17 protein-coding genes are annotated in these 17542 nt (G+C 71.8%); 7 read left to right on the forward strand and 10 right to left on the reverse strand.

The annotated features are described in order from the left end of the window. Positions 1–4: 4 nt before the first annotated feature. Positions 5–1894, reverse strand: coding sequence for a ricin-type beta-trefoil lectin domain protein (locus ACQF4J_RS06675; RefSeq protein ID WP_427165075.1), 1890 nt, complete (start codon positions 1892–1894; stop codon positions 5–7). Positions 1895–2288: 394 nt separating this feature from the next. Further along, on the reverse strand, positions 2289–3188 hold the full coding sequence (locus ACQF4J_RS06680; RefSeq protein WP_351805726.1) for a helix-turn-helix domain-containing protein: 900 nt from the start codon (positions 3186–3188) through the stop codon (positions 2289–2291). A gap of 69 nt (positions 3189–3257) precedes the next feature. Between ACQF4J_RS06680 and ACQF4J_RS06685 the strand changes: the two genes are divergently transcribed. Then, a complete protein-coding gene (locus ACQF4J_RS06685; protein ID WP_351580623.1) occupies positions 3258–4076 on the forward strand; it encodes a phytanoyl-CoA dioxygenase family protein in 819 nt (272 codons plus the stop codon). A 126-nt stretch (positions 4077–4202) separates the two neighbouring features. On the opposite strand, the gene ACQF4J_RS06690 is transcribed toward ACQF4J_RS06685, so the two are convergent. From ACQF4J_RS06690 to ACQF4J_RS06700, 3 genes are all read right to left on the reverse strand, one after another. Next, positions 4203–5174, reverse strand: a complete 972-nt coding sequence (locus ACQF4J_RS06690; protein ID WP_351580626.1) for an aldo/keto reductase — start codon at positions 5172–5174, stop codon at positions 4203–4205. Positions 5175–5251: 77 nt separating this feature from the next. Continuing rightward, a complete protein-coding gene (locus tag ACQF4J_RS06695) occupies positions 5252–5785 on the reverse strand; it encodes a flavoprotein (RefSeq protein WP_427165078.1) in 534 nt (177 codons plus the stop codon). 43 nt (positions 5786–5828) lie between these two features. After that, the gene (locus ACQF4J_RS06700) at positions 5829–6287 is read right to left on the reverse strand and encodes a nuclear transport factor 2 family protein (RefSeq protein WP_351580632.1); all 459 of its coding nucleotides are present in this window, start codon (positions 6285–6287) and stop codon (positions 5829–5831) included. A gap of 116 nt (positions 6288–6403) precedes the next feature. Between ACQF4J_RS06700 and ACQF4J_RS06705 the strand changes: the two genes are divergently transcribed. Beyond that, on the forward strand, positions 6404–6964 hold the full coding sequence (locus tag ACQF4J_RS06705) for a TetR/AcrR family transcriptional regulator (RefSeq protein ID WP_351805767.1): 561 nt from the start codon (positions 6404–6406) through the stop codon (positions 6962–6964). A 709-nt stretch (positions 6965–7673) separates the two neighbouring features. Here ACQF4J_RS06705 and ACQF4J_RS06710 read toward each other — a convergent pair. Both ACQF4J_RS06710 and ACQF4J_RS06715 read right to left on the reverse strand, forming a co-directional pair. Continuing rightward, on the reverse strand, positions 7674–7868 hold the full coding sequence (locus tag ACQF4J_RS06710) for a ferredoxin (RefSeq protein ID WP_427165081.1): 195 nt from the start codon (positions 7866–7868) through the stop codon (positions 7674–7676). 13 nt (positions 7869–7881) lie between these two features. After that, entirely contained in the window at positions 7882–9081 is a 1200-nt protein-coding gene (locus ACQF4J_RS06715) for a cytochrome P450 (RefSeq protein ID WP_427165083.1), read from the reverse strand. Positions 9082–9341: 260 nt separating this feature from the next. Between ACQF4J_RS06715 and ACQF4J_RS06720 the strand changes: the two genes are divergently transcribed. Continuing rightward, positions 9342–9794 carry a nitroreductase family deazaflavin-dependent oxidoreductase gene (locus ACQF4J_RS06720; RefSeq protein ID WP_351580641.1) on the forward strand — a complete coding sequence of 151 codons (453 nt, stop codon included), beginning with the start codon at positions 9342–9344 and terminating at the stop codon, positions 9792–9794. A 133-nt stretch (positions 9795–9927) separates the two neighbouring features. Here the strand turns inward: ACQF4J_RS06720 and ACQF4J_RS06725 are convergent, their stop codons facing one another. Next, entirely contained in the window at positions 9928–10848 is a 921-nt protein-coding gene (locus ACQF4J_RS06725) for a cation diffusion facilitator family transporter (protein WP_427168574.1), read from the reverse strand. 148 nt (positions 10849–10996) lie between these two features. Here ACQF4J_RS06725 and ACQF4J_RS06730 point away from each other — a divergent pair, with 148 nt between their 5' ends. Together ACQF4J_RS06730 and ACQF4J_RS06735 are read left to right on the forward strand one after the other, a co-directional pair. After that, positions 10997–12010, forward strand: coding sequence for a glutathione S-transferase family protein (locus ACQF4J_RS06730; RefSeq protein WP_427165085.1), 1014 nt, complete (start codon positions 10997–10999; stop codon positions 12008–12010). Between the two features lie 49 nt (positions 12011–12059). Then, a complete protein-coding gene (locus ACQF4J_RS06735; RefSeq protein ID WP_351580747.1) occupies positions 12060–12344 on the forward strand; it encodes a DUF4235 domain-containing protein in 285 nt (94 codons plus the stop codon). A 57-nt stretch (positions 12345–12401) separates the two neighbouring features. On the opposite strand, the gene ACQF4J_RS06740 is transcribed toward ACQF4J_RS06735, so the two are convergent. Further along, positions 12402–12794 carry a VOC family protein gene (locus ACQF4J_RS06740; protein WP_351580650.1) on the reverse strand — a complete coding sequence of 131 codons (393 nt, stop codon included), beginning with the start codon at positions 12792–12794 and terminating at the stop codon, positions 12402–12404. Between the two features lie 114 nt (positions 12795–12908). Continuing rightward, entirely contained in the window at positions 12909–13652 is a 744-nt protein-coding gene (locus ACQF4J_RS06745) for a TetR/AcrR family transcriptional regulator (protein ID WP_351580653.1), read from the reverse strand. A gap of 124 nt (positions 13653–13776) precedes the next feature. Here ACQF4J_RS06745 and ACQF4J_RS06750 point away from each other — a divergent pair, with 124 nt between their 5' ends. After that, positions 13777–15279, forward strand: a complete 1503-nt coding sequence (locus ACQF4J_RS06750) for an APC family permease (protein ID WP_427165088.1) — start codon at positions 13777–13779, stop codon at positions 15277–15279. A gap of 11 nt (positions 15280–15290) precedes the next feature. Next, positions 15291–16925, forward strand: a complete 1635-nt coding sequence (locus ACQF4J_RS06755; protein ID WP_427165090.1) for an amidohydrolase — start codon at positions 15291–15293, stop codon at positions 16923–16925. The last annotated feature ends 617 nt before the right edge of the window (positions 16926–17542 follow it).

The raw sequence follows: 17542 nt of genomic DNA on the forward strand, positions 1-17542 counted from the left end.
CGCGTCAGTGACGGCCTCCGCCGTAGCCGCCACCGCCGTAGCCGCCTCCATAGCCGCCGCCGTACCCGCCGCCGTACCCGCCCCCGCCGCAGTAGTACGGGTTGTAGTAGCAGTACGGGTTCGTCGGGTACCCGCTCGACGCCGTCGGTGCGGGCCGCGCGGTCGTCGGCATCGCGGAGGGAGTCGGCCTGCCGGCCGCCTTGGGAGTGGGCCTGGGTGTTGCCTTGCGGGTGGAGGTCGGGACGGGTGTGGTGTCCTCGTCCCAGTTGACGACCTGCATCTGGAGGTCGGCCTTCGTGGTGTCGAACGCCCAGCGCTGCACGCCGCTGTCCTCGCGGGTCTTGAGCACCAGGGCGCCCGAGCCGTCGGTGGCGGCGGGCGCCAGGGCCAGGTCCTGGTTCCAGCGCGGCACCAGGGCGCCGCGCAGCGTGAAGTCGTAGCGGATGTTCTTCTGGACGCCGCCCGTGCAGGGGGCGAGCACCACCGAGTAGCCGAGGTGGGAGTCGAGGCAGAGTTCGGGGTCGGCGACGCTGCGCAGCCGGCCGTCGGTCTCGTAGCGCCACTGCTGGGTACTGGCCGAGGAGCAGGAGGCCAGTTCGGTCTCGGCGCCCTTGACGGCCTTCTTGCCGACGACCGACACGCACAGGCCGGAGCCGACGTTGTGCAGCCGCCCCTGGACGTTGCCCTGGGACGCCTCGCTCGCGCTGATCCAGGACGGGTTGCCGGTCGGGGTGCTCTTCGACGGGCCGGGCGTCTCGGAGGGGTGGGCGCCGCCGACCGACGTGGAGTGGTCGCCGCTGCCGAGGACGGCCCACAGGACGAGCGGAAGGACGATCAGTCCGCTCACCGTGAGAACGGCCGCGGTGAGGTTGCGGCGGCGGGCCGCGGCGCGCCGGGCGGCCTTGCGGTCCGAGCGGCGGGAGGCGGTACGGCCGCCGGGGCGCGGTCCGGCGCCGGCGACGGTTCGCGCGGGGGCCGGGGGCGCACCGGGCGGCGCGAAGAAGGGCTCGCCCGCCATCACGCGGGGGCGGAGTTCCTCGGGCAGCGCGCTGCCCTCGACGGGGCCCGCGAGTCTGGACTCCACATAGGCCTGGGCGCCCCAGCCCAGGACCGCCTCGGCCAGGGCGAGGCCGATCGCCTGGTTGAACTGGGCGAGTTGGTCGGCGGTGTACCGGCAGTGCCTGCAGCGGGCGAGGTGCGCGGCCAGATCGGGGTCGACGTCGGCTCCGCCGCGCCGGTAGGTCACGTCGAGCATGCGCAGATAGCGCCGGCACTCCTGCTCGGGCGCGAGCTCGCGGTGGACCTGGAGGCACTCCTCGCGCAGCCGCTCGCGGGCCCGTCCGAGTTCGACGCCGGCGTCCTCGGCGTCCAGGCCCAGCAGTCCGCCGGGTATCTCGATGGGCTCGGCCTCGACCTCGACGTGCCACAGCAGGCAGCGGGACGACTGGGGCAGCCGCTGGAACGCCCCGGACAGCAGGCGCCGGTGGGGCGGCGGCAGCAGCCGGGCCGCCACGCGCTCCCCGCCGTCCGCCTCGGAGCGCAGGTGCGGGTGGAGGTGTTCGCGCCGGTGGTCGTTGTCCCACTCGGCGGCGATACGGCGCACGGTGACGAGGAGTTGGGGGCGCCAGGCGGAGGTGGGGCCGTTCTGCCGGAGCGTCTCGCCGAAGAGCCGGGTGAACGCGGCGGTGGTGAGCATTCCCGCGGAAGGCGTGCCGTCGGTGCACAGCCGGGCGTAGGCGAACCCCGCTTCCCAGTGCCGGTCCAGGAGTTCACCGACGGGCTGCAGCGCGGGCGACGATCCCGTCCACTTCTTGAGTTCGGCACTCAGTTGCTCGTCCGTCACCTCGAACCGGCGGGCAGATGTGGGGGAATTCGACAGGCCGGCGTCGTTCACGGCTGCATTCCTCTCGGGGCATGCGCATAAAGTCCATACCAAGTGGTATGGGGATCCGCCGACAAGGCGACCGGATCCGCTCGTACAAGGTTCGGCATCTCGAACATCCGACGGAGACGGCTCTTTTGGAGCCCGGGGACGAACGAGAGAGGCCTCGCGCGCACAGTGTGAACACATGTATTTTCTGTGCGCCGCCGACGCACACCTTTGCACAGGTCAGCGAGGCGGAACAAGGGATCTCGCGGTTTTGTGCATTCCGCGCCCGGGACGCGATATTGACGAAACGTCAATGCCGGGGAACGTAATTCGCGTCACGCGACCGGGACACCGAGCGACAACCATTGGGCGACCCGCCCCACCACATGCGCCGTCTGTCGCTCCGGCGCACGCCTGCTCACTCGCCAACCATTGAGCCGCGCGCCCGGTACACGCCGGGCGGCACCCCGTACCGGTCGCGGAAGACCCGGTTGAAGTGGAACGGGCTGGCGAACCCCGAGGCCGCCGCCACGCGCTCGACGGACAGGTCGCTGCCCTCCAGCAGCCGGGCCGCGTGCCGCAGCCGCGCCTCGCGCAGCGCACGCATCGGGGACCGGCCCAGCTGCTCGGCGAACAGGTGGGCGAAGCGGGAGGGCGACAGGGAGACACGCGCGGCGAGCGAGCGGACGGTGTGCGGGGCGGCCGGGTCGGCGGCGATGAGCGCCTCCGCCCGGCGTACCCGCTCGTCGATGCCGGGCCGCGCCCCGGGCGGCCGGGCCGTGGCCGCCGTGAGCAGGACGATCTCCTCCAGCGAGGACAGGGCGAGTTCGCGGGCGGCGGTCCCGTGCGCCACGGCCACGCGGTCGTGGCGGGGTGCGGTCGCGGGCGGCGGTTCGGTTCCGGTCCAGCGCGCGTCGGCGAGCATCCGGCCGAAGGCGGTCTCCACCCTGCCGTGCACGGCGGCGGGCGTCGGTGTGACGGCGTACAGGCCCTCGCCGGCGTCGTACGGGCGCAGCCACGGTGTCCAGCTCGGCCGGGCCTGGCAGTGGACCCACCAGAACCGCCAGCCGGCGGCGCCCGGTTCGACGGCGTACTGGTGCGGTGCCCCGGGTGCCAGCACGACCAGGTCGCCGGTGCCGGCCGAGGCTTCCGCCCGTCCCTGGCGCACCCGGGCGCGGCCACCGGTGGTCCACAGGAAGAGCCAGCTCTCGGCTCCGCCGGGGCGGCTGATCCCGTACCCGGGGAGCTCGTCGTAGTGGCCGATCACGACCAGGCCCGGCGGCGGCGCAGCAGCCTCGGGCAATCGGTCAGCGTTCATGGGCATCCTCCGGCGCACGGCAGCCGCCTAGCTTAGACGGCGGATGACACCACAAGAAGGAGGAGTGGGATGACAGCCACGGATATCGACGCCGCCGGCGGTTCGCTGCTGACCGCGGACGGGCTGCGGCAGTTCCGGGAGGACGGGTTCACCGTCCTGCGTGGCCTGTTCGGGCACGACGAGATCGACCGGTTGCGCGCGGAGTTCACGGCGCTGCACGCGGCGGGCCCGGTGCCGGGGCACTTCCAGCCGCGGACGGGCACGGATCCGCTGGCCGCCTACCCGAGGGTGATGCAGCCGCACGAGATCAACGAGCGGGCGCGCCGCGTCCTGCTCGACGCGCGGCTGCGCTCGGTGCTGGAGGTGCTGCTCGGCGAGGAGGTGCTGGCCGCGCAGAGCATGTTCTACTTCAAGCCGCCCGGCGCCCGGGGCCAGGCGCTGCACCAGGACAACTTCTATCTGCGGGTGGAGCCCGGCACCTGTGTGGCGGCATGGGTGGCCTGCGACGTGATCGACCGCGACAACGGCGGCCTGGAGGTGGTGCCCGGCACGCACCTGATGGACCTGTTCTGCCCGGAGGAGGCGGACGCGGACGTGTCCTTCGCGCGGGAGTACGTCGCGCCGCCCGAGGGGCTGACCGCCGTGCCGGTCGACATGGCGCCGGGCGACGTCCTGTTCTTCAACGGCAGCGTGGTGCACGGCTCGCAGCCCAACCGCACGGCCGACCGCTTCCGGCGGTCGTTCATCGGGCACTACGTGGGCCGGTCTGCCGAGCGGATCGGCGCCTACTACCGGACGATGGCGATGAGCGGCGAGCGGATCGTGCTGCCGGAGAGCGAGGGGGCGGGCCCGTGCGGCACGGAGTTCGCGCCGCAGGGGCCCCACTGAGCGCTCCGCTGGATGTGCGGGACTGGGCCGTCGGGCGGCTGCGGGTCCATCGTGGCTGGTCGCTCAGTTCCCCGCGCCCCTTCAGGGCGCGACCGACCCGCAGCGGACTTCACCAAGTCCGCTCAGTCAGCCGTGGCCCACGATCGGGTGCGGGGTGTACGGCCGCTCCAGTTCCTCGATCTCCTTCTCGCTGAGCCGGAGTTCGACGGCGGCCACGGCGTCCTCGATGTGGTGCGGCTTGGCGGCTCCGATGATCGGGGCCACCACCGTCTCCTGGTGCAGCAGCCAGGCGAGGGCCACCTGGGCACGGGGGACGCCCCGGTCACCGGCGATGCGGGTGACCGCCTCGACGATGCTGCGGTCGCCCTCCGGGTAGAGGCGGCTGCCGAAGTCGTCGTTGGCGCTGCGGTCGGTCACCGTGCCCCAGTCACGGGTGAGCCGGCCGCGGGCCAGCGGGCTCCAGGGCAGGACGCCGACGCCCTGGTCTGCGCAGAGCGGCAGCATCTCCCGTTCCTCCTCGCGGTAGAGGAGGTTGTAGTGGTTCTGCATGGACACGAACTTGGTCCAGCCGTGCCGCTCGGCGGTGTACTGCATCTTGGAGAACTGCCAGGCGTACATCGAACTCGCCCCGATGTAGCGCACCTTGCCCGCCTTCACCAGGTCGTGCAGGGCCTCCATGGTCTCCTCGACCGGAGTGTGCGGGTCGAAACGGTGGATCTGGTAGAGGTCGACGTAGTCCGTGCCCAGGCGCCCGAGACTGTGGTCGATCTCGGTCATGATGGCCTTGCGGGACAGTCCGGCGCCGTTGGGGCCGGGCCGCGTCCGGCCGTGCGCCTTGGTCGCGAGGACGATCTCGTCGCGGTTGGCGTACTCGCGCAGTGCCTTGCCGACGATCTCCTCGCTGGTGCCGTCGGAGTACACGTTCGCCGTGTCGAAGAAGTTGATCCCGGCCTCCAGCGCCTGCCGGATCAGCGGTCGCGAATCCTCCTCGCCGAGGGTCCATTCGTGCACGCCTCGGTCGGGCAGGCCGTAGGTCATGCAGCCCAGACAGATCCGCGACACGTCCAGGCCCGTCGAACCGAGCTTCACGTACTGCATCGTTGCTGCTCCTGCCTTCGGGTGGGGTACGAGGGGAGCGTACGGGTTCGCGCGCGCTCCATGTCCGCTCCGGGACGTCAGCCGAGGTCCAGCAGGTCCAGCGCCCGCTCCCAGCCGAACTCCGGCCGCGCGCCGTCCTCCCCCGGTTCCCCGGTGTACCGCTCGCCGAACCTGACGCCCATCCCGCGCAGCCGTACGAGGCTGTCCCGGTAGGCGGGGTGGGCGGCCAGGGCGTCGGCCACGCACGGCAGGACGGCGACCGGGACGCCCAGGCCCGAGGCCTCGCACAGGGTCGCCACGGCGAGGGTGTCGGCGAGGCCCGCCGCCCACTTGTTGACCGTGTTGAAGGTGGCGGGCGCTGCCACGACCGCGTCGGGCGGCGGGAAGGGGCGCGGATCGCCCGGGGTGCGCCAGGCGGAGCGTATGGGGCGGCCGGTCTGCGCGCCGACGGCCTCGGTGTCGAAGAAGCCGTTCGTCGCGACGGGCGTAGCGATCACGCCGACCTCCCAGTCCCGCTGCTGCGCGGCGGTGATCAGCCGGCCCACGTCCGCCGCGATGCCGGCGGCGCAGACGACGACGTAGAGGAAGGGTTTCCCGGCCTGTTCGGTCATCCGGGAACCCTACTGATCCAGGAATCCCCGTGCTCCGGGGACCCTACTGAAGGGGGAAGGAGCGCCCGCGTTCGGCTTCCGGCCGCGGGCCGTGGATGCGCCGTTCGCCCTCCTCGATCGGCATGTCGTTGATGCTGGCCTCGCGGCGGGTCATCAGGCCGTGCTCGTCGAACTCCCACAGTTCGTTGCCGTAGGAGCGCCACCAGCGGCCGTCGGCGTCGTGGCACTCGTACTGGAAGCGGACGGCGATGCGGTTGCCGTCGAAGGCCCACAGGTCCTTGCGCAGCGCGTAGTCCAGCTCGCGGCGCCACTTGCGGGTCAGGAACGCGACGATCTCCTCGCGGCCGGTGACGAAGGTGTCGCGGTTGCGCCAGACCGAGTCCTCGGAGTAGGCGAGCGCCACCTTGTGCGGGTCACGGGTGTTCCAGGCGTCCTCGGCCGCCTGCACCTTCTGCGCTGCGGTCTCGCGGGTGAAGGGGGGAAGGGGCGGTCGGTCGGCCATGGTGCCTCCTCGGCGGGCGGTACGACAGCGGAGAACGAGCGTTCTCCGTTCGGCTGCTACCATAGGAGAACGCTCGTTCTCACGTCAAGGAAGAGGTCGTGTCCGGCATGGTCGTCATGGACAGCTCCGCCGCCCGTGAGCAGGTGCTGGACGCGGCCGAGGAGTTGTTCTACGGGCGGGGCATCCAGTCCGTCGGCATGGACGACATCCGGGGGGCCTCGGGCGTCTCGCTCAAGCGGCTCTACCGGCTGTTCCCGGCGAAGGAGCAGTTGGTGGAGGCCTATCTGGAGCGGCGCGACGCGCGCTGGCGCGGGCGGCTCGCCGAGTTCGTGGCGCGCCGGGAGGATCCCGAGGAGCGCGTCCTGGCGGTCTTCGACTGGCTGGAGGACTGGTTCGGCGAGGACGGCTTCCGCGGGTGCGCGTGGATCAACTCCTACGGCGAGCTGGGGGCCACGTCGGAGCGCGTAGTGGCCCAAGTACGCCTGCACAAGGGGGCGTTCGGGAAGTACGTCGAGGGGCTGGTGGCCGACGCCGGGCTGCCCGGCTCGCTGGCCGGGCAGCTGTTCCTGCTGGCGGAGGGCGCCATGGTCACCGCCGGGATCACCCGAAGCACCGAGCCCGCACGCCAGGCCCGCGCAGCGGCGAAGCTACTGCTGCGGGCCTGTCGCGCGGGCTGAGCGACCGCCTGCTGATCTCTCGCGCCGGGCGAGGAACCGGCGTCGGCCCCGCACCGGGCGAACAACCGGCCGCCGGCCCCCCACCGGGCGAACAACCGACCGCGAGGCCGCCGCACAGCGCGGGCGACCGACTGCGAGACCGCCGCACAGCGCGGGCCACCAACTGCGGACCCGCCACGCCAGGCGAACAACCGACCGCCGCCCCCCCCCACCGGGCGAACGACCCACCGCGAGACCGCCGCACAGCGCGGGCGACCCGCCGCGAACCCGCCACGCCAGACGAACAACCGACCGCCGGCCCCCCACCGGGCGAACGACCGGCTGCGAGGCCCCCGCACGGCGCGGGCCACCAACTGCGGACCCGCCACGCCAGACGAACAACCAGCCGCCGGCCCCCCACCGGGCGAACGACCGGCTGCGAGGCCCCCGCACAGCGCGGGCCACCAACTGCGGACCCGCCACGCCAGACGAACAACCAGCCGCCGGCCCCCCACCGGGCGAACGACCGGCTGCGAGGCCCCCGCACAGCGCGGGCCACCAACTGTGGACCCGCCACGCCAGACGAACAACCGACCGCCGACCCCCCACCGGGCGAACGACCCACTGCGAGACCGCCGCACAGCGCGGGCCACCAACTGCGGACCCGCCACGCCAGGCGAACAACCGGCGTCGGGCCCGCGCCGGGGGGAGTCGGCGCGGGCCGTGCGCCTCAGGTGTCGGTCACGGCGATGGCGCCCACCGGGCAGGCGCGCGCCGCCTCCCGGACCATCAGGTCGCCGCCGCCGTCCTCGCGGCCCGGCAGCAGCGTGCTGAATCCGTCGTCGTCCTGGGTGAAGACGCCCGGGGCGGACAGGGCGCACTGGCCGGCGCCGATGCAGACGTCCTTGTCGATGTCGATGCGCATGGACTCGAGCCTCTTACCAGGTCACGGGGAGTTCCAGCATCCCCTGGATCGTGTCGCCGGGCTTGAAGGGGATCTCGTCCGCCGGGGCGGCCAGGCGCAGGGCGGGCAGTCGGTCGAAGAGGGCGCGCAGGGCGATGTCGAGTTCGGCGCGGGCCAGGTTCTGGCCGAGGCACTGGTGGATGCCGAAGCCGAAGGCCACGTGGTGGCGGGCCGGGCGGTGCCAGTCAAGGGTGTCGGCGTCGGCGTAGACGTCCTCGTCCCGGTTGATGACGGAGGTCGAGAAGAGCACCCCGTCGCCGGACCGGATGGTCGTGTCGCCCACCCGGATGTCCTCCGTGGCCCTGCGCAGCAGACCGTCCGCGATCGACAGCACGCGCATGAGCTCCTCGACCGCCTGGGGCATCAGCTCCGGATCGGCCCGCAACTCGGCCAGCTTCTCGGGGTGCTGGAGGAGGGTGAAGGTGCCGAGGGAGATCATGTTGGCGGTGGTCTCGTGGCCGGCGACCAGGAGGATGGTGGCGAACGCGATGACGTCCTGCCGGTCCAGCACGCCCTCGCGCAGCTGCCCGTGGACGAGTTCGTCGAGCACGCCGTCGCCGGGCTCGGGCTGTTTCAGTTTGCGGTCGATCAAATCCTCGAAGTAGGCGTCCAGTTGATCGCGGGCGTCCTGCACGTCCGTCACCGCCGGGCCGCGCAGCAGCCGGCGGGACTGCCCCTCGAAGAAGTCATGGTCGGCGTAGGGGACACCGAGCAGCGCGCAGATCACCATCGACGGCACGGGCAGCGCGAAGGCGCTCACCAGTTCGGCGGGCGGCCCCTGGGCGATCATGTCGTCGAGCAGACCGTCCACGATCCGCTGGATCTGCGGGCGCAGGTCGACGGCCCGCCGGAGGGTGAAGCTGGGGACCATCATGCGCCGCTGGACACGGTGCTCGGGGTCGTCGACGCCGAGCAGGGCGAGCCTCCGGTTGCGCACCGAGGCGAAGCGTTCGGTGGGCGCCGGGAAGTCGGGGTGGTTGCGGTCGGTGGACAGGCGCTGGTCTGCGAGCAGTTCGCGGGCGAGGGCGTGACCCGTCACCAACCAGGCAGGACGGCCGTCGTAGAGGGTGATCCGGGCCAGTGGGCGGGTGGCACGCAGGGGGTCGTAGGCGGTCGGCGGGTGGTAGGGGCAGGTGCGGTCCTGAGGGAAGGCCACGGGTTCCGCTTGCGTCATGGAAGACCTCGCAGACGAAGAGTGCGTCGTGCAGATCTTCATTAGATGCCCGGGGCATCTATAGGGCGACGGGAAGTTCGGCCACATCGGCGGCGGGGGCATTCTGGCCGGAGTTGGTCGCACATGATTCGAAAACCCGCGACGGGAACCGACCCCTCCGCTTGCGGGCGGCGGGGTGTGCGGTAGGGATGATTCCGGCACCGGTCGGTGTTGAAGCCGCGTGCCGGCAACTCGTAGGACTCGACGATGGGACGGATGTCATGCCTCTTGAGGGCGAGTACGAACCCAGCCCGGAGCAGTGGGTGCGCGATCAGGTGGAGCTGTACGAGAGCTCCGGCGGTACGAAGGGGACGACGCTGCGGGACACCGGCCTGCCCGTCGTCGTGCTCACCACCCGCGGCGCGAAGAGCGGGAAGATCCGCAAGTCACCGCTGATGCGAGTCGAGCACGAGGGGCGGTACGCGGTCGTGGCCTCGCAGGGCGGGGCGCCCAAGCACCCGGTCTGGTACCACAACGTCAAGGCCGATCCGCATGTGGAGCTGCAGGACGGCCCCGGCAAGCGGGACATGACGGCGCGTGAGGTCACCGGCGCGGAGAAGGCCGAGTGGTGGCAGCGGGCGGTCGATGCGTATCCGCCGTACGCCGACTACCAGAAGAGGACCGACCGGCAGATCCCCGTCTTCGTGCTGGAACCGGCAGACGGCGACAGCTGATCGGGCCGGCTGATCCGGGCCCCGATGATCGGTTCTCGGCTGATCCGCGACTGGCCGGATCAGCCGTGAACCGCCCTTCCGAAAAATCTCTGGTTCCCGACGCATGAACCGGTGCCCCTCGGGAACGCGTCCGTCAGGCCCCGCCGCGTTCCCCCGTCGCGGCGGGGCTTTCCTTTGCCTCCTGCGCCGGCCGGTCGGTGATGTCCAGGAAGATCTGGTCGGCCTCCGGGACGGAGTCCGCGACCGTCCGCTTGATCCTGACGGCGACCTCCTCGACCTGTTCGCTGTCCAGGCCCGGCACGAGGTCGACGCGGGCGGCCACCAGGGCCTGGTCCAGGCCGGTCTTCATGGTGAACAGCGCCTCCACGCTGTCGATCTCCGGCTGCTCCCGCAGCACGTCCCGGATGCGGTCGGCCGCCTCGGGGTCGGCGGCCTCGCCGATCAGCTGGTCGCGTGCCTCGCGGCCCAGGTGGAAGGCGACGAACACCAGCAGGGCACCGATCCCGAAGGAGGCGGACGCCTCCCACACCACCTGACCGGTGACCATGTGCAGCGCCATGCCGATGGCCGCGAGAGTCACGCCCAGCACCGCCGTGCCGTCCTCGGCGACCACGGTGCGCAGCGCCGGGTCACGCAGGGCGCCGCCGGTCCCGCCCTGCCGGCGCACCTGGTGCAGGGCCCGCAGCAGCGACACTCCCTCGGCGAGGAAGGAGACACCGAGCACGATCAGTCCGGCCACATAGCCGCTGGTCTTCTCCTCTGCGCCGTTGCGCAGGGCCTCCAAGCCCTGGAAGAAGGAGAAGCAGCCGCCCATCACGAAGATGCCCACGGCCGCGAGCAGCGACCAGAAGAAACGCTCCTTGCCGTAACCGAAGGGGTGGCGTTTGTCGGCCGGACGGCGGCTGCGGCGCAGAGCGGCCAGCAGGAACACCTCGTTCATGCTGTCCGCCACCGAGTGCGCCGCCTCCGACATCAGGGCCGGTGATCCGGCGGCCAGGCCGCCCACCGCCTTCGCCGCCGCGATCACCAGATTCGCCGCGAGCGCCACCAGCACGGTGACGCGGGTCCGCCTGTCAGCTTGGTTGTCCGAGGTTGTCCTGCTCACGTACGCCGACTGCCCGTACGGAGTCGACTCATACCGTGCGGGGCAGGGAATTCGGGGAACGCGGTGAGCAGGGCGCACACGATCGCAGGGAGGAACCATGGGCGGCGGGGGCAACGACTCGTACGGCAAGAAGGCGTTCAGGCGGTCCAAGAGCCACTTCGCGGACCGGATCACCGCGGACGGACGGGACGGCTGGCCGGTGGCGGCGGGCCGTTACCGACTGGTGGTCAGCCGCGCCTGTCCGTGGGCGAGCCGCGCCGTGATCTCCCGGCGTCTGCTGGGCCTGGAGGACGCGCTGCCGATGGGGATCGCCGACCCGATCCAGGACGACCGCAGCTGGCGCTTCACGCTCGATCCCGGTGGCCGCGACCCGGTGCTCGGCATCCGCTGGCTCAGCGAGGCCTACGACAAGCGGGAGAGCGGGTACCCCGGCGGGGTCAGCGTGCCCGCGATCGTCGACGTCCCCAGCGGGCGGCTGGTCACCAACGACTACCAGCAGCTCACCCTCGACCTCGCCACCGAGTGGAGCGCCCTGCACCGCGAGGGAGCGCCGGACCTGTATCCGCACGCCCTGCGCGACGAGATCGACACCGTGATGGCCGAGGTCTTCGAGGACGTCAACAACGGTGTCTACCGGGCCGGTTTCGCCACCGGCCAGGAGGAGTACGAGGGCGCGTGCGCCGGCGTCTTCCGGCGGCTGGACATGCTGAGCGCGCGGCTGGAGCGGCAGCGCTACCTGGTCGGCGACACGATCACGGAAGCGGACATCAGGCTGTTCACCACACTGGTCCGTTTCGACGCGGTCTATCACGGCCACTTCAAGTGCAACCGCTGGAAGCTGACGGAGAACCCGATTCTGTGGGCGTACGCCCGCGACCTCTACCAGACCCCCGGTTTCGGGGACACGGTCGACTTCGACCACATCAAACGGCACTACTACCAGGTCCACAGCGGTATCAACCCGACCCGCATCGTGCCCCTCGGACCGGAGCTGTCCGGCTGGCTCGCGCCCCACTTCCGGCAGGAACTGGGCGGCCGGCCGTTCGGCGACGGGACGCCGCCGGGGCCGGTGCCGGTGGGTGAGGAAGTCCCGGCGCAGGGGCGGCCCTGACCGAGCAGGATCGACCAAGGAGGCACACGTGGCCAAGAAGAAGAAAAAGATGAAGCTGCCCCTCGCCTACAAGCCCTTGGGCTTCGCGCTGGGCTGGGTGAGCGGCGCCCTGTCGGGGATGGCGTTCCGCAAGACGTGGATGGCGATCCGGCACGAGGAGGACGCGCCGGACGCCCTGGACCGGGACCGTGGCTGGGGGGAGATCCTGCTGGCCGCCGCGGTCCAGGGGGCGATCTTCGCCGTGGTGCGCAGCGCGGTGGACCGCGGCGGCGCCAAGGCCATCGAGCGCTCGACGGGCGTGTGGCCGACCGATGATCCGGGCGGCCGGGACTGACGAGCGGGGGCCGACGTCCCGGGGATGCCGGCCCCTCTTGCTCGTCCACCCCGATCCCTAACCCTGTTTGGGGGCCGTCGGGGTGGTGCGGCGGAAGGTGAACGAGTGGCCGGCCGGGTCGGCGTAGCCGCGTTCCTCGTACGGTCCGGCCGCGTCCTTCGTGTCGAGCGGGCGGCCACCGAGTTCGACCACCTTGCGCTCCGCCGCGTCCAGGTCGCTCACGTGGAAGTCCAGGTGGGCCTGGAGGGAGTTCTCGGGGCGCGGCCAGCTCGGCGGCGTGGCGTTGACGTCGCGGCGGAAGGCCATCCGGATGCCGTCGGCGCCCCTGATCTCCACCCGGTTGGCGGTCGCGTCGGTCTCCTCGGCGTCCAGCAGTTCCTTGTAGAACACGGCGAGCTTCTCGGGCTCGGCGCAGTCGAGCACCACGTAGCCCGCGTCAACCAGCGGCATGTCTCCTCCGAAGGGTCCCGGGCGCGGGGCAGGTCGTGTCCCGCCGCCCTCCCCCTCCGGATATCCCGGCCCGGCCGGTTCAGTCGCCGACCAGCCACTTCCAGAGTGACGCCGTCAACTGGCGTGATCCGTCCCGTCGTCGGGCTCACCCGGCGTCCTGATCTCCGCCAGCCGAGCGGCCGCGGCGCTCAGCAGCAGATCGAGGGCGGCCGGGTAGGAGCTGCGCGGCATGTCGTGCACCAGGTGACGGGCCGCGGCGGCGATGTGCGGGTGGGTGGCGGCGGGCAGCCTGGCGTACGTCGCCCGCCATACGGCCGCCTCCGCCTCCCGGGCGGCCTTCGGCAGGGCCGTGCTCGCGGAGTCGAGGGCGCCGAAGGCGAGGGCCTGGTCGATGAAGGAGTGGTAGACGCGCACGGCATCGGCGTCGGGGAAGCCGGCGCCGCGCAGCACGCCGAGGACGGTCTCGACGGCCTGGATCTCGTGGACGCGTCCGGTGACGCGGTACGAGCTCAGGACGGCCGCCCGCGGATGCGCCAGGGCGCTGGCGTGCATGCGCAGGCCGAGGTCGCGCAGGTCGGCGCGCCAGTCGCCGGTGGGCCGCCAGGTGCGCAGGGTACGGCCGATCAGCTCGTCGGCGACGGCCAGCATCAGGTCGTCGGTGTGCCGGAAGTAGCGGTACAGCGAGCTGGGGTCGGCACCGAGGGCACGGCCCAGGCGGCGCACCGACAGGGCGTCGGCGCCGTGCTCCTCGATCAGGCGCAGGGCGGTCGCCACGATCAGCTCCTCGGACAGCACGACACCCTGCTTGGTGGGGCGCCTGCGCCGCCGGGCGTCGGGCGGAACGACTCGCTCGCTCATGGACTGCCTCCTGTGCCGGTGCCCGCACCTTATGACAACACCGTTGACCTGTTAAGTGCCCGGGCAGTTTCATGTGCGGTCACCGGGGCCAGCCAGGCCCCCCGGTGCGAGCGGAGACCCGCCCATGTCCGACCAGCCCCTCGGCGCAGCGCCGCCCGCGCGGCCCGCGCTGCGCAAGTCCCTCGGCGTCCTCGACGGCGTCGCCATCGCCGCGTCCAGCACGGCCGCGACAACGAGCATCGGCATCGGCCTCGGTGTGACCGCCGGAGTGGTCGGCCTGCATCTGCCGGCGATCATGCTGCTGGCGTTCCTGCCCGTGCTGGGCATCGCCGGCGCCTACTCCCGGCTCAACCGCGTCGAGCCGAACGCGGGCAACGGCTATGTGTGGGTGGGCCGTTCACTCAGTCCCTGGCTCGGTTTCATGGTCGGCTGGGTGAACATCGTGGCGACGGTGGCCTTCCTGGCGTACACGACCGCGGTCACCGGCTCGGCGCTGATCCAGCTCGCCGGGGAGGCCGGCGTGCACCGGATCGGCGGACTCGCCCTGGACGCGGGCTCGACGGCGCAGACCACCGCCCTCGGCATCTTCGTCCTGGTCGCGGTGACCGTCACCGCGGTCACCGGGGTCCGCACGGCGGCGCGGCTGCAGACGGGGCTGCTGGTCTTCGAGTACGTCGTCCTGCTCGGGTTCTGCGGTTACGGCATCGTCACCGGCCCGCACGCCTTCAGTCTGAGCTGGTTCGACCCGTTCGCGATCCCCTCGGCGTCGGCGCTCGCCCAGGGACTGATCCTTTCGGTGTTCTGCTACTGGGGTTTCGAGGCCGCCTTCAGCGTCAACGAGGAGGTGCGCGAGCCCAGGGACGCCTCCCGAGCCGGCTTCATCACGCTCCTGACCATGCTGACCCTGTTCCTGCTCGGCTCGATCGCCTTCCAACGGGTGCTGTCCGAGCCGGAGTTGGCCGGGCACGGTGCTCAGGGGCTGGCGTACTTCGGGGACCGGCTGGCCTCGCAGCCGCTGGCCGCGCTGCCGCTGGTGGCGCTGATGTTCTCGGCGGTGGCCTCGCTGCAGGCCGGGGTGATCCCGACGGCTCGCGGCATGTTCGCGATGAGCCGGGATCGTACGCTCGGGCCGGTGTGGTCGAAGGTCAGCGCCCGCTACGGCACTCCGGCCGCCGGGACGTTGCTGATCGGCGCGCTGGCGGCGGCGGTCGCCGCACTCGCCCTGGTGATTCCACGGCTCGCGGACATGATCATGGCGACGGTGAACGCCGTCGGCATCGTGGTGGCCCTGTCGTACGCGCTGACGGCGCTGGCGGCGGGCGTACGCTTCCGCTCGCTGCTGCGACAGGACTGGCGCCAGGGGCTGCGGGCCGTTGTGCTGCCCACGCTGAGCGCGGCGGCGCTGCTCGGGCTCGGCGGTTATCTCGGCTGGAGCTTCTACTCCTCCACCGACCATTTCGAACTCCGCGCGGACAACGGGTGGTTCCTGCTCCTCACTCCGCTGGTCATGATCGGGTCGGGCTTCGTCGCCGCCGCCTGGGCCAAGTGGGCGCGCAGGTCCCCGTACTTCCGCACCGGCGAGGGCACGGACGCGGACGCGCCCGCCCTGCTGACGACCATCTCCTAGGAAACGGATCCATGCACGCAGACCTCCTCTTCACCGGCGGCCCCGTCCTGACCCCCGAGGGCCGCACCGCCACCGCCGTGGCCGTCACCGGCGGCCGCGTCACGGCCGTGGGGCACGACGAGGTGCTGGACCTCAAGGGGCCGCGGACCCGAGTGGTCGACCTGGCGGGACGGTTGCTGCTGCCCGGTTTCCAGGACGCGCACGTCCATCCGATCCCGGCGGGTCTGGAGCTGTCGCAGTGCGACCTGACCGGGGCCAGGACGGCCGAGGAGACGGTCGCCGCGGTCCGCGCCTACGCCGACGCACACCCCGAGCGGGAGTGGATCCTCGGCGGGGGCTGGTCCATGGAGGCCTTCGAGGGCGGTACGCCGACCCGGGAGCTGCTGGACGCGGTCGTGCCCGACCGGCCGGTGTACCTGCCCAACCGCGACCACCACGGCGCCTGGGTCAACGGTCGGGCTCTGGAGCTCGCCGGTGTCACCCGGGACACGCCGGACCCGGCCGACGGACGCATCGAGCGGGACGCGGCCGGGGAACCGAGCGGCACCCTGCAGGAGGGGGCGATGCAGCTCGTCGGCCGGATCACTCCCCCGGCCACCGCGGCCGACCGGCTGGCGGCCCTGCTGCACGCCCAGCGCCATCTGCACGCGCTCGGCATCACGGCCTGGCAGGACGCGCTCGTCGGGGACTTCCTCGGCATGGACGATCCGTCCGGCGCGTATCTGCAGGCCGCGCGGGACGGCTCGCTCACCGCGCGGGTCGTCGGTGCCCTGTGGTGGGACCGGGAGCGCGGGGCCGAGCAGATTCCCGAACTGGTGGAGAAACGTGAGGCGTTGAGCCTCGGGCGGTTCGGTGCGAGGGCCGTGAAGCTGATGCTGGACGGGGTCGCCGAGAACGGCACGGCCGCGCTGCTGGATCCGTACCTGGACCGGTGCGGCTGCGCCACCGCCAACCGCGGCAAGAGCTTCATCGACGCCGGTCAACTCCCCAAATATGTAACCGAGTTGGACCGGCTCGGCTTCCAGTGCCACTTCCACGCACTGGGCGACCGGGCCGTCCGCGACGCGCTGGACGCGATAGAGGCCGCCCGGGCGGCGAACGGGCCGAGCGACACCCGGCCGCACCTGGCACACCTTCAGGTCGTGCACCCCGACGACGTGCCGCGCTTCGCCGAGCTGGACGCCACGGCGAACCTCCAGCCGCTGTGGGCCGCGCACGAACCGCAGATGGACGAGTTGACGATCCCCTTCCTGGGGGCCGAACGGGCGGCGTGGCAGTACCCGTTCGGCGCGCTGCTGCGTTCGGGTGCGCGGCTCGCCGCGGGCAGCGACTGGCCGGTGAGCAGCCCCGATCCGCTCCAGGGAGTCCACGTCGCGGTCAACCGCCTCGCGCCCGACAGCGATGGCGCCCCTGTGTTCCTGCCCGCCGAACGGATCGGCCTCACCGAGGCGTTGACCGCCTACACGGCCGGATCGGCGTACGTGAACCATCTCGACGACACCGGACGGGTGCGGGTCGGCCAACTGGCGGACCTCGTGATGCTGGACCGCGATCCGTTCGCCGCGCCGCCGCAGGAGATCGGGCGGACGCGGGTGGCGATGACCTTCGTGGGAGGGGAGGCAGTGTACGCAGCTCAAGAGGCGTAAGCAGTAACGGATATCACGGTGAGGTCACGCGTAGATCATTTAGGCTCTGGGCAGTCTCGTAGCGCTTCTCGGTTCAACTTTCGGCCATAGAAGCTGAGTTCGAGTGCACGGGCGGCCAGCAGGCCGCCCGTTCGCAGGGCGGGGGGGCTCTGCCTGTTCCGGATCCCGGAAGGAAACGCATGCCTAAGGACGCCAGGTTCGACCTCCCGTTCGACGCTCCCGTCAACGGACACCTGGGCCACGCCCAGCACCGTCCGCCCCTCCTCGCGCTCCTCGTCTGACAGCGGCGGCCGTGAACACCGCGGCGGCGCCGAGCCGTTGACGACGGCCGGCGCCGCCGCGGTGAAGCCGCCGCGGACGGGCGGCTCGCCGCGTTCGAGAACCGAACGCGCCCGCAGCGGTTCGTCCGCGAAGGACAGCCGTGCTGTCCACCCCCACATCCTCGCCGCGTAAGCGCAGCAGTCGTGCCCCCTCGCGGGCGTCACGCACCAGGAGCGGAGCCGGTCACATGAGTCCGGCTCCGGCGAGGCCTGCGCGGAGGGCGCAGAAGTTCCCGGAGTCGACCGGCCGACAACCACGGCCGATCGATTCCGTTTCCACGACCACAGTTGATGGGA

Origin of the sequence: Streptomyces sp. C1-1, assembly GCF_050214755.1 — a bacterium.
GTDB lineage: Bacteria > Actinomycetota > Actinomycetes > Streptomycetales > Streptomycetaceae > Streptomyces.

Excerpts from the sequence above, each read along its gene's own strand:
- ACQF4J_RS06740 (WP_351580650.1), bottom strand. The coding sequence starts at position 12,794 with ATGCCGCTGGTTGACGCGGGCTACGTGGTGCTCGACTGCGCCGAGCCC.
- ACQF4J_RS06700 (WP_351580632.1), bottom strand. The coding sequence starts at position 6,287 with ATGGCCGACCGACCGCCCCTTCCCCCCTTCACCCGCGAGACCGCAGCG.
- ACQF4J_RS06705 (WP_351805767.1), top strand. The coding sequence starts at position 6,404 with ATGGACAGCTCCGCCGCCCGTGAGCAGGTGCTGGACGCGGCCGAGGAG.
- ACQF4J_RS06685 (WP_351580623.1), top strand. The coding sequence starts at position 3,258 with ATGACAGCCACGGATATCGACGCCGCCGGCGGTTCGCTGCTGACCGCG.
- ACQF4J_RS06735 (WP_351580747.1), top strand. The coding sequence starts at position 12,060 with ATGAAGCTGCCCCTCGCCTACAAGCCCTTGGGCTTCGCGCTGGGCTGG.
- ACQF4J_RS06755 (WP_427165090.1), top strand. The coding sequence starts at position 15,291 with ATGCACGCAGACCTCCTCTTCACCGGCGGCCCCGTCCTGACCCCCGAG.
- ACQF4J_RS06730 (WP_427165085.1), top strand. The coding sequence starts at position 10,997 with ATGGGCGGCGGGGGCAACGACTCGTACGGCAAGAAGGCGTTCAGGCGG.
- ACQF4J_RS06715 (WP_427165083.1), bottom strand. The coding sequence starts at position 9,081 with ATGACGCAAGCGGAACCCGTGGCCTTCCCTCAGGACCGCACCTGCCCC.
- ACQF4J_RS06720 (WP_351580641.1), top strand. The coding sequence starts at position 9,342 with ATGCCTCTTGAGGGCGAGTACGAACCCAGCCCGGAGCAGTGGGTGCGC.
- ACQF4J_RS06750 (WP_427165088.1), top strand. The coding sequence starts at position 13,777 with ATGTCCGACCAGCCCCTCGGCGCAGCGCCGCCCGCGCGGCCCGCGCTG.
- ACQF4J_RS06690 (WP_351580626.1), bottom strand. The coding sequence starts at position 5,174 with ATGCAGTACGTGAAGCTCGGTTCGACGGGCCTGGACGTGTCGCGGATC.
- ACQF4J_RS06680 (WP_351805726.1), bottom strand. The coding sequence starts at position 3,188 with ATGAACGCTGACCGATTGCCCGAGGCTGCTGCGCCGCCGCCGGGCCTG.
- ACQF4J_RS06710 (WP_427165081.1), bottom strand. The coding sequence starts at position 7,868 with ATGCGCATCGACATCGACAAGGACGTCTGCATCGGCGCCGGCCAGTGC.
- ACQF4J_RS06695 (WP_427165078.1), bottom strand. The coding sequence starts at position 5,785 with ATGACCGAACAGGCCGGGAAACCCTTCCTCTACGTCGTCGTCTGCGCC.
- ACQF4J_RS06745 (WP_351580653.1), bottom strand. The coding sequence starts at position 13,652 with ATGAGCGAGCGAGTCGTTCCGCCCGACGCCCGGCGGCGCAGGCGCCCC.